Below are 12,382 nucleotides of genomic sequence, written 5' to 3'. Positions count from 1 at the left end.
AGCGCCCCTCCGATATTGCCGCCCGCCAGTCCCTGCAGCGCTGCCGTGGCCGCCTGGATGCCGCGCTGCATATCGCTGCCGGTTCCGTACGTCACCATCACGTTTTTGTATGCCTGGGTATCTCGCAGTTTCGCCAGATAATCCTGGCGCTGTTTCTCTGTCGCGTTTGCGGGGAGTGTTGCGCCGGTTTCTTTCTGGGCCGCCTTCAGCCCGTTCAGGTCACCCTGCGTCCTGGCAATATCCGCCACCTGGCTGCCAATGTCGCTGATCATCCCAACCGCGTTCAGGCGGTTCTGCTCTTTCTCCTTGTCGAAGATCGGGCTGATGCTGTCGTTAGCATGTTCGGTGTCGCGACTCAGTTCGGCCACGTCCTGCTTCTGGTTTGCCTTGTCGCGGATAGTGAGGGAGCCCTCTGCCACGGCGGCCTGCGTGGTGCCTTCCTTATGGCCTTTATTACCCGCAGCGGAGATCATGCCACCCGGCAGGTTGCCCTGGAATTTATCCCCGAAGCTGCCGCCGCCGCTCAGGCTGATACCGGAGTGCGAGGTTTTAAAGTCCGCTTCGTTGTGGATATCGCTGAAGCCGAGCGTTCCGGTATCGAGGCTGTTTTTGTCCGGCGTGGCGGTGGACGCGATAACCGCGCCATCAAGCTGGGTGTGATGCCCCACGGTGATGTCGAAGCCGCCATCCCCGGCATACAGCCCGGTCTGTTCGGCCACCGAATCAAAGCGGCTCTTCATCTTGTCCTGGCTGGCGTTGATATAGCCTGAACCGGACATGGTGCCGAAGGTGAAGCTGCCACCCGCTGCAACGCTGGTCTGCTTGCTGTCGTAGTCGCTGTTGTTCTGCTGGCTGCGCATCAGCAGGTCGTGACCAACATCTGCCACGATTTTATTGCCGTTAACCTGGGCGCCATCAAGCACGGTGTCGTGCCCGCTTTTAAGGGTGACGTTTTTGCCGCTGTCGATTGTGGTTTCGGTCCAGTCGGTACCGTTACCTTTATCCTTGCCGTGCGCGGCGTTAACGTTGGCAAACACGCTGATACCCGCGCCGTTGCCTCCGGCACCGATGCTTACCCCAATACCGCCACCGCTGCTGCTGTTCTTGCCGCTGGTCTTTTGGGTATTCGCCGCGCCGGACAACAGAATATCGTTCTGTGCATCCAGCGTGGTATCACCCCCGGCTTTCAGCTGGCTGCCCGCAATCACGATGTCGCCGCTGTTCGCGCCTTTGTTTTTGCCGTTCGCGGTGATGGAGAGATTATTGCCTGCGTTCAGCGTGCTGCCTGCCACCGCATCACTCTCAGCATGCTGCTGTGATTTCGACTTCTGGGTCGTCAGCGAGAGGCTCACACCCATTGCGTTCGGGTCGCCGGTGGTTGCCGCCATATCCGCAGCCTGCCCGGCCTGCACGCCGGACAGCACCGTTTTGGTGGCCTGAAGGGCTTTCAGACGGCCATCACTTTGCTCTTTGGTCTCCTGCGCCGCGCTCACGGCATTGTTAATAGCGCTACCGACGGTGCCGGAGAGCGCCACGGTGAGCCCGCTTTTCTTCTGCTCGAAGGTTTCATCCCGGGTGCGCCTGTCGTGCCCCGGCTCGATGATGACGCTGTCGCCGCTGAGGCTTAAATCCTTCCCGGCGATAAGATCCGCCCCGCCGATGTGGGTCTGGTTTCCGGCAGAAATCGCGACGTTACCCCCCGTCGATCCCACCGTACTGAAGCTCTGGCTCTGGGTGGTGCCCTTCTCACGGAGATCGTGCGTGCTTTTGCTGCTGCCGATGGTGAAGCCAATCCCGCCCGAGCCCATCAGGCCGGATTTTTTCTCTTCCTTAAAGCGCCAGGAGGTGTCGCTGTTCGTGGCCGCCACGATATCGACGTTGTTGCCCGCCTTAAGCTGCACGTCGCCATCGCCCGCCACGGCGGAGCCGAACACCCGCAGGTTGTTGCCCGCCACCACCTGCACGTTGTCGCCGCTAAGTAATGAGCCGGATTCACGCGTCGCGCTGTCCTCCTCGATGGTGTGGGTGGTTTTCTTGCTGAGGAAACCTTTTTTGGTTTTGGTCTGCTCTTTGTAGTGATAATCGCTCTCGGTTGCGGTATTGAGGCTGACGTCGCGGCCTGCCGCCACGCCGATATCGCCCTTCGCCGTCACCTGCGCGGCTTCGGTGGTGACATCGCGTCCGGCGAGGATTTGAGTATTCTCCCCGCTGGCGATCTCGGTTCCCTGCTGACGCACCGATTCGTTAATAACGGTTTTCTTGCCTGACCTATAGCTGTCGCCCTGCGTGGTCTCTTCCGCAGCCAGATTCACGTCGCGACCCGCCTGCAGCCCGACGCTTTTCTCCGCCGCCAGCGCGGCGGCCTGGGCGTTGATATCCTGCCCGGCCTTCAGGACCAGGTTATCGCCTGCGGAAATCGTGGTGCGGTCGAGCCCGGTGCTGTGGGACTCGCTTTTCCCTTTCCGGCTGCTTTCACTGGTTTGCTCCGCGTTCAGGTTCAGATCGTTGCCCGCGCTCAGCCCCGCGCTGCCGCCCGCCTTCAGGTCGCTGGCGGTCACGTCAAGGTTGTGCCCGGCATTCACCAGCAGGTTGCCGCCCGCGGTGACGTTACTGCCCTGATACGTGACGGACGAACGGCTGGTTTTCTCCCGGCTGGAGCTGAATGCGTCGTTGATCTGATTCGCGTTGACGGCAATATCGCCCCACGCATTCAGCAGCATATCCCCGCCGGAGGCCAGGTTCGCCCCGGTAACGGTGATGTTTTTCCCCGCCTCAAGCGACAGGCCATCCTGCGCGGTAATCGACGCCGTGTTGCCCAGCAGCGTGTCCTTCAGGCCGATGTTGCCGTACTTCCCTCCGGCGTTGATATCAATCTGCTCAACCTGCGTCAGGTTGTTGATGCTGCCGTCCAGGCTCTCCAGCGCGACCGTTTTGCCGCTGATGGTGGAGCTGATGTTATTGATATCGCCGATGGCGCTCAGGTTCAGGTCGCCGCCCGCTTTCATCAGGCCGTTGCTGAGGTTGCTGATGCTGTTCTGGCTGTCGAGCGTCAGGCTGTTTTTCGCCAGCAGCGAGCTGCCGCCGTTGGTGATGCTGCCGCCCTTCAGGGTGACGTTGTTGCCCGCGATCACGCTGCCGTTGTTGACGGTGACGTCCTTCGGCGACAGGTAGAGTTTCGGCACCATCACCGTTTCGCCGTTGACGGTGGCTTTCTCCCACCACAGCAGGCTGTGGTCGAGCGCGGCAATCTGATCGGCGGTCAGCGAGACGCCAAACTGCAGGCCCAGCGACTGCTGCGCCGCCGCTGCGTTGTCCATCAGATAGCGCATCTGATCCAGATCGGAGCCGATGCCGTTCAGGTAGCGGTTACCGGTCTGGTTGAGCACCACGTTGGAGACATAGCGGGTATCGAACGCCGCATCGCCGAGGAAGCGGTAGTCGTAGTCCGGGTTCAGGTTGAGGCGGCCAAGCATATAGGACGAGCCGAGGAACTGCTTCTCGTCGGTAAACGCCAGCCGCGTCTCCTGCGGCGCCGTGGACGACGGTTTGATCCCGAGCATCGCGTTCAGATCGGCAAACAGGGCGGGATCAAGCTGTCCGAGACCATTCAGTTTCGGGTTGATGCCGATCAGGTACGGGCTTTTCGGGTTGTCGGAGAAGACAAAATAGCCGTTGTTGCCCGACGGCAGCGGGTAAGCGCTGGTGTCGACGCGCTGGCCCTGATAGTGCCCGACGGTACCGCCCTGCGCGGTTCGGAGATCGGCGGTGGTGACCCCGGCGTTCGCCAGTGCGCCCAGCTGGCCGAGGTTCGCATCGCCTTTCTGCGTGGTGGCAACGTTGCTGAGAGGCGTGCCGGACGCGCCGCCGTTTTCCAGCGCGCCGCCGCCGTTAAGCTGCTGCAGCGCCCCCTGAAGCCGATCGTTCCACTGCGGCGAGTTCACCGCCACGCTGCCGGCAGCGTTCAGCCCCTGTTTTTGCACACCGCTGCCGATGGTCTGGTTGCTGAGTGTGTTCAGCGACGGGGTGGAGATAACGTTACTGACGCCGCCCGCGTTAGCGGTGGTATTAGTGTTGCTGATGTTGCTGGTGAAGTTTGCGGTGACGTTGCCGCCCGCCTGGATGACGGCACGAATAATAGCGCCCCCTTCATCTTGCACCCGCTCCTGACCAGTCAGCGTGTAGAGAGCCCCACCCGCGCCAACATAAGAGGATGAGTAAACCAGATAATCTGTATAACCCCCTGACTGATAGCTATTGTTATTGAGCACGTTTCCGCTTAACGCGACATTATCATTAGCCAGAATGTTGCTTGCATTGTTATCTAGCGTAGCGGCGTTTATGTTCAGGTTTTGACCTGAAGCAATACGACCTGCCGCGCTATTCCCTGAAATGTCCATTGTTGTACGGGAGATAGCAAAACGCTGAGTTTTTCCTGTATCGGAAAGCTTGTAGGATTTCCTGTAAAAAGGTTCATCCATAGTACATGCGCCCGTTGGACCGCAACTGCCAACCCATACATCAGTACGGGTATAAACTATGTCGTAATTGAGTTTTGGCATGTCATCCAGAGATATCTGATACGATGCCGTTCCGACGTAAGCGGGATTGGTCAAAGTCTGCGTATTACCGCTCGACTCCATATCATCTCGTTCATTCAGCAAATGCCCCGTTCTGATCCCAATATCCCCACCCTGCGTCTCAATATTCCCCGACGTGTTCACCACCTGGCTGTTCGCATTCCCCGCCGCATCCCGCTGCATCCACAGGTTGTTCCCCGCCATGATGTCGCCGCGCCGGTTGGTGATGCTGTCAGCAAACAGCGCCAGGTTATTCGCCGCGTACAGCAGCGCGGTGTTGACGATGGACCCCGGTGCGCTCAGGGTCAGCGAGCCGCGCGTGCCGGTGAAGCCGTCGACGGTAATGTTGCTCCGGCTGGCGACGGTGATGTCGCCCCCGCCCTGCACCGAGCCCGCGGCGTTCAGCGCCACGCTGCTGCCGGAGAGCGTGCTGGTGCCGCCGCCGGTGGTGATTTGTCCGTTGTTGCTGAGCTGCCCGCCCGCGCTGAGGTTAACCGCCTGCCCCTGCAGCACGCTGCGGTTATCGATGTCGCCGCCGCTGCTGATGGTCAGGGTCCGGCCTGCCGCCACGGCGGTCCGGCCGGTAAACGCGTTCGTCAGCTGCAGCGTTAAGTCCCCCAGGGAGACCAGCTGGCCGGTCAGGTCCAGCCCCCGGCTCTGCAGCCACAGGTTGCCGCCGCTCAGCAGCCTGCCGCCCGCGCTCTGGGTTACCTGGTCCGCGCCAATATTCAGCTGCGCGTTGCCGAGCAGCGTGCCGCTGTTGTTCAGCTGGCCGTAGTTAACCGTCAGCTGTCCCGCCTGGGTGGTGCCCTGGCTGGCAAAGGTGGTGCCGGTCAGCGTGGCCCGGTCGGCCACCCACGTGCCGCCGTTAGTGGCGTTTGCCGCATTGAGTATCAGGTCGGTGGCCTGCAGCCAGCCGGTGCCGGTGAACTGCGGCGTGCCGAGCGTCAGGCGCGCGCCGGAGAGCAGCCTGCCGTCGTTACGCGCCTGCGAGGAGGCGGTCACGCGCGTCTCGCCGCCGCCCTGAATCAGGCCGTAGTTAAACAGCGCGGGCGTGGTCAGCGTCAGGCCATCGCGGCTGACGATTTCGCCCCCGCTGCTGTTGGTCAGCGTCCCGCTGAGGGCCAGCGTCGCGCCGTTATCGCCCTGCAGACGTCCGCCGTTGGTGAGCGCCCCGGTGGTGATGCCGAGCGTGCTCCCCTGCATTCTGCCGTCGCTGGTGACGGAGGCCGCCGTGACGTTCAGCGCCCCGCCGGAAAGCAGGGTGCCGGTCGACTGCTGGCTGACCGCGCCGGTCTGGCTGAGGGTCAGGCCATTCACCCCGCTGATGGCGCCGCTGTTGCTGAGCGTGCCGCCGGTCAGCGTCAGGTTTTTCGCCGCCCACTGCCCCTGGTTCGCCAGCGTCGCGGCCTGCAGCGTGGCGCTGCCCAGCGCGGTAATCTTACTGCCCGTGGTTCCGGTGAGCGTGTCGCCCAGCTTCATCTGCAGCCCGTCGGCGCTCTGCACCGTGCCGCTGTTGCTGAGCGACTGCGCGTTAAGCAGGATGTTCTGCGCCTGCCAGCTGCCGGCGTTGGTCACCGCCCCGGAGGCAATGGTCAGCGCGCCCTGAGTGAGAAGCCTGCCGCCAGCGCCGTTAATCAGCGCCTGCTGCGGCGCGGCCATCGCCATGCGCGCCATCAGCCGCTGCTGCCCCTGAACGGTCAGGCTCTGCAGGCCGGTCAGGGTGCCCTGGTTGTTAATGCTGTCCTGGCGCAACGCGAGGGTGTTCCCCTGCACGGTGCCGCTGTTTTTAAGGGTGCTGCCGCCGAGCGTCACGTCCCCTTCGCTGAGGAGCTGCCCGCGGTTATCCAGCGTCTGCGCGGTGATATCCGCCCGCCCCTGGCTCATCAGCGAGCCGGACGAGGTCAGCGTGCCGCCGGTCGCGGCCGTCAGCGCCCCCTGGCTGAGCAGGGACCCGCCGTGCGTCCAGTCGCCGGTGGCGCGGATGTCCGCGCCGTTCCCCTGCAGCGTGCCCTGCGTAACCAGCTGGCCTGCGTCCAGCGTCAGCATGCCGCCGGAGAGGGTGCGCGAGGCCGCGCCCGTGGTCAGCGCGGTGCCGGTGAGCGCCAGGCCGTTCGTTCCCTGCATCAGCCCGTCGTTGTTCATCTCGCGGGCGGTCAGGGAGAGCGTGCCGCCGGTGATGCGCCCCGGGTTCGCCAGGGTGTCCGCGGTGAAGGTGGTTGCGCCGCCGCTCTGCAGTAGCCCGGTATTGGTTAACGCCCCGCCGAGCGTGCCGCTGAGCCCCGCCAGCCCGTTCACCGTGCCGCTGCTGGTGAGGGTGGTGCCGGTCATGTCCAGCGTCGCGCCCTGCAGCGTGCCGGCGTTCGTCAGCTGCCCGCCCGTCAGCGTGAAGCCGCCGCCGGAGAGCCATTTGCCGTTCAGCGCGTTGATAAAGCGGTCAGCGGCGGCGTTAACCGCGCTGCTGCCCTGCATCAGGCCGCTGTTGCGCAGCTCCGTCGCGCCTGCGGTCAGCGTTCTGCCCGCCACCGTGCCGCTGCTGGTCAGCGTCGTCGCGTGAAGCGCGGCATCGCCGGTGGCCACGATGTTCCCGGTATTGCTCAGGGCGTTGCCCAGCCCCAAATCCAGGTCCTGCGCCTGAATATCGCCCCGGTTGGTCAGGTCGCTGCCCCGGAGGGTGAGCCCGCCGTTCACCAGCAGCAGACCGGCGTTATCGAGCGTGTCCAGGGACAGATTCAGGCCGCTTCCGCTCACCAGCTGCCCGGTGGCGCCGTTGCTCAGCGCGCGGGTGGTCAGCGCCAGCGTGTCGTTGCCCTGCAGCATGCCGGTGTTGGTCAGCTGCGCGGCGTTCACCGTCAGCGCTTTCCCCGCCAGCCGGCCGTCGTTAAACAGCTGCGCCGCCGTCAGCGTGAAGAGGTTCTGGCTGAGCAGGGCGCCCGTGTTGCCCAGCCTGCCGGTTGCGGCAAGCGTCAGGGCGTCCAGCGCCTGAACGCTGCCCTGGTTATTCAGGCCTGCGGCGTCCAGCGTGGCGCTGCGCCCCTGCAGGCTGCCCGCGTTGCTGAGCGTGTGTCCGCTCAGGGTGAGGGTCTCACCGCCCGTCACCTGCCCCTGAGTCTGGTTCGCGAAGGTGTTGCCGGACCAGGCCAGCGTGCTGCTGCCCTGAAGCAGGCCGCTGTTCTGCAGGTCGCCCCGCAGGGTCAGCACTTTCGCCAGCAGCTGGCCCCGGTTATCGGTATTGCCGGCCTGAACGTCCAGCGCCTGCTGGCTGAGCACCTTACCGCTGTTGGTCAGCGCGCCGGTCACCGCCGCCGTCACGCCCGCTTCCCCCAGCGCGTTACCGGTGTTCATCCACTCGCCGGTGGCCAGGTTCAGGGTGTTGCCCTGCATGAGCCCGGCGTTGTTCAGGGTGGAGTGGTGCAGGCCGAGCGCGCCACCGGAGAGCAGCATGCCCGCCTGCAGGTTGCTGAGCTGTGCCCCCGTCGCCGTCAGCGAGCGGGTTCCCTGCAGCGTGCCGCCGTTGGTCACCGACGCGCTGTTGAACTGCGCGTCGGTACCGGCCATCAGCCCGCTGTTGGTCAGGCTGGCGGCGGTCAGCGTCAGGCCGTCCCGGGCAATCACCCGGCCGCCCGCCTCGTTGCTGACCTGACGGGTCAGGTTCAGCAGCAGCGCGGTGGCGCTGAGCTCGCCGCTGCTGGTAAGGGTGTCGCCGTTAAGCGTCAGCGTTCCGCCGCTGCGCAGCGCGCCGCGGTTAGTAATGTCTGCCACGCCGAGCGTCAGGGCCGCGTCCCCCTCGACGGTACCCTGGTTCTCCAGGCTGTCCGCCGTGATGTGCAGGTCGCCGGCGGCAATACTGCCCGCGTTAACCAGAGTAGTGCCGTTCAGGGTGAGCCGGTCGTCCGCCAGCAGGCGTCCGCTGCTGGTCAGGCTGAGGTAGTCGCTGCTCAGGCTGACGCCGTTGATTTCACCCTGGTTGGTCAGCGTGTCGCCTTTAATGCGCAGCGTGCCGTCGGTGGTGATAAGCCCGCCGTTGGCCAGCACCGGAACGTTCAGCGTTAAATCCTGCGCGCTGTAGACCGACCCGCCCGCGAGGTTCGCGAGTGACCCGGTCTTCAGGCCGAGCAGGGTGGTGCCCTGCAGCAGCCCGCCGTTCTCCACCGAGGCAGCGTCCAGCGAGAGGATACCGGCAACCAGCGAGCCGCTGCTGGTGATGCGCCCGGGGGCCGTCAGGGTCATGCGGTCCGCTTTTGCGGCGCCGGACTGGAGGATGTTCTGTCCGCTGAGAGTAATGGCGCCGGCGGTGAGCTCCCCGCCGCTGGTCAGGTCGCCGGTCGCGTTAAAGCTCAGCGCGTCACCGGTGGATTTCCCGGCGTGCGCAATCGTGCCCGCCGTCACCGACAGGGCGCCTTTCGCCGCCTGGGTGCCGTTCAGCGCGGCGTTCTGCGCCTGCAGGGTGAGCCCCTGCCCGCTCTGCAGGTGCGCGTCCCGGCCGGTGGTCAGGTCGCCGGCGCTGACGGTGACCGCCCCCGCCGCGTCCGTCTGCCCGTTCAGGCTGGCGCTGCGGGTCGCGGTAATCTGTATATTGCCCTGGCTGGTCGTGCGGGACGCCTGACCGCTGGTCAGGGTGCCGGCCTGCGCCGTCAGCGCCGTCGCGCCGGACAGGGTGCCGTTCTGCTCAAGCGCGCCTGCGGTCACGTTCATCGCGCCGTCAGCCAGCAGGCTGCCGTCGTTACGCAGGGTCTGCTGCGCCGTGACGTCCGCATTGCCTTTCGCGCTCAGCGTGCCCCGCTGCGCCAGGGTTCCGGCGCTTAACGTCAGGCTGCCGGCGCTCTGCAGGGTGCCGTTATTGGTCACCGTCTGCCCCTTCAGGGTGACGTCGCTGCCCTGCGCCGTGCCGCCGTTCGTCAGGTCTCCGGCGCTCACGTCCAGACGGCCTTTCGCCGCCAGCAGGCCGCTGCTGGACACTCTGTCGCCGGAGAGCGCAATGTCGCGCCCCGCATTCACCTGCCCCTGGTTACTGACGGTGCTGCCCGTCAGGCGGATATCGGCCGCGGCATCGGCCCGGCTCTGGCCGTCCAGCACCAGCTGCCCGCCGCTCAGCGCCAGGCTCTCTCCTGCCGAGACCGCACTGCCCGTGGATGACAGCGTGCCGCCGCTGCTGAGGGTCGCGCGGGTATCGCTTCCGCTGCGGGTATTCGTCAGGGTGATATCCTTCCCGGCCGCCACGCTGAGCGCGCCCCTGCCGGTGACGCTGCCGCCGCGCTGCGTCAGGCTGCCGCCGGTGGACAGCGTGGTGTCGCCCTGGCCCGTCAGCGTGGCATCCGAAAGTGCCATCCCCTGCCCGCCCGCGACGGTCAGCGCCCCGCCCTGTGCCGACACGCCGCCGCCGTTGACGGTAAGGGTGTCCTGACTGTTCAGCGTCGCCGCGCCGCGGGAGATAAGGGAGGTATTGCTGAGCGTCATCGCCTGCCCGCTGCTGACCGCCAGCGCGCCCGCGCTGTTTGTCCCGCCGCCCGTCATCTGCACTTTCCCCGCCGCGGAAAGGCGCATGTCGCCCTGGCTGGCGAGCGTGCTGTTACTGAGTTCCACATCCTGCGAGCTGGCCACGTTCAGTGCGCCCCCTGCCTGATGGCTGCCGCTGAGGGCCACCCCCGCGCCCTTCGCGCTAATCGAGCCGCTGGCGAGGCTGTTCCTGACCGTCAGTTTCCCGCCCGCATCCAGCTGAATGTCGCCCTGGCGCGCGGTGAGGTTGCCGAGGTTCACCCCGACGCCCGCCTCGCTGGAGACCAGGCGGATACGGTTCGCATACATCCCGCCGAGCGCGCCGGTATCCACCGCCACCACGGGCGCGGCGCCCTCGCCGGCAACCGGCCTGACGCTGCCGTCGGCACCCACGCGGTTCGCCCCTGCCGTTACCGTCAGGTCGTTCGCATGTATCGCGGCGTTCACCTCCGTTGCGCGCGCAATAATCGACAGCGCGTCGCTCTTGCTGGCATCCAGCCCCTGGCCTTCAACCGTTATGGCCCCTTTCGTCACCTCCAGCGCCAGCAGGTTACCGCTGGCGTCAAACTGCGGCTTGCCGGTGGTCAGGGTGACGTTCGGGGTGTTGATAAATCCGCACCCGTTACAGGTAATGCCGTACGGGTTGGCCACCATGACGTTTGCCGCCTTACCGGCGACTTCCGTGTAGCCCTGCAGCTGCGAGCGGCTGGCGCCCGTGACTTCGTTGATGATGCCTTTCGCTTCCCGCCCGGCCTGCAGGTTGGGGTTGTTCTGAATAAGCCCGCCCAGCTGGGTCCGGGTTAAACGGTCCGTGCCGTTGTTGAGGATAAGCCCCTCGCTGCCGACGTTATACTCGCCGAACTGGTTATGCGAAATGCCCGCCCCGTTGGGCGTGGCGATGTTGACGACCGGCACCCCGTTCCCCGCCCGGTCCACCGTGGTCTGCCCGGCCGGCGTGAGCGCCGCCGCGACGGCGGGTGCCACCGGCTGCCAGACCATCAGGCCGCAGACAATCCAGCTGATCAGACGCTGCGAGAAACGAACGGGTGGGTGACGGGTATCCATAGTCGTAGAGTCTCTTAAAGCATGAAGGCAATGCGCCAGTTAACGCTCACATGATCCGGGCCGAGCCAGTCGGGGTAGTGCAGCGGCGTGCCGACCGAAATCTGGCTGCTGTACCCGCGTCCTGCGCTGCTCAGCCCCACCGAACCGCCCCACAGCGTGCCGGAGGCAAAGCGGTCCTGACGGTCTTTTTCCAGCCAGCCGCCGTCAACGGCGACCGTTGCGCTTACCGCGCCAATCACCGGGAGGGTGAAGAGGGAATACCCCAGCTCGTTACGCCAGTAGCCGCCGTTATCCCCGGACAGGTACTGTTCTTTAAAACCGCGTACGGAGCTTTCCCCGCCGAGCGTCAGGCGCTCGGCGCCGTACAGCCGGTCGGGCGACCACTGGCCGTAGGCGCTGGTCAGCCACCACGCGTTACGGGCAACAGGACGCTGGAAGCTGGCGTTCAGGCTCCATTTGCGGAATTCCGCCCGCGGCATATCCCCGGATTTATTTTCGTCGGTTTCGGCATTGAACCACGGCATGCCGTGGCTCCAGGTCGGGTTGAAGGTCGCCACGCCGCCCAGCATTTTTTGCGTGTGGGTAATCCCCAGGACCAGGCTCGAGAGGTTGCGCGTGCTGCTCTTAAGCGGCGCGTCGTTCAGCCAGTTGCGGCTGGAGCGCTGAACCACGCCCGCCGCAATGCCGGTTTTGACATTCCCGTTGCGGAAAACCACCCAGGACGCGTTAAGGCGGTGGGTTTTCGTATCGCCCGTGGAGAGCCAGTTGAACCCCTGGTTACTGATGGTGGTCCGGTAGTTACTCCAGGCGTAGCTGTAGTCCAGCAGGCCGTAGCCAGACGGCACGCTGACGCCCGCCTGGAAATTCTGCGCATCGTACGCGCTGGCAAAATCGCTGCTGCGCCCGCCGCTGACAAACCATTTATCCGCCAGCCCCAGCATATTATTGGCGGTGAGCACGCCGCTCAGCTGGTTTTCACCGGTGCTCTTCTGCCCGCTATTATCCAGGCTCACGGATGCACTTAACGGAAATTCCGGCTTGCCCGTGAGATTAACGATGGAATATCCGGCCTGCGTTCCCGGCAGAATTTCAATCTGCACCGGCTCGGCGCGCAAACGGTTAATTTGCTCCATCCCCTGTTCGATGTCGCGTAAATTAAGGATGCCGCCTGTCCGTCCCGGAAACGCCATTTTCAGCATGCGCGGCGTTTCGCCTTCCAGACGGATCGCTTCCAGCCGCCCTTC

2 protein-coding genes are annotated in these 12,382 nt (G+C 64.9%); both read right to left on the bottom strand.

The features are described from left to right. The coding region (locus ACWKXN_RS22195; protein WP_454544362.1) for a hemagglutinin repeat-containing protein at positions 1-11,138 on the bottom strand (11,138 nt) is incomplete at its 3' end. Between the two features lie 14 nt (positions 11,139-11,152). Beyond that, positions 11,153-12,382: ShlB/FhaC/HecB family hemolysin secretion/activation protein (locus ACWKXN_RS22190; protein ID WP_454544361.1), on the bottom strand; the 1,230-nt coding region annotated here is incomplete at its 5' end.

This window comes from Enterobacter sp. UPMP2060, assembly GCF_053709655.1.
The sequence above is the reverse complement of the archived record's forward strand: the minus strand, read 5'-3'. Positions and strand labels throughout refer to the sequence as shown.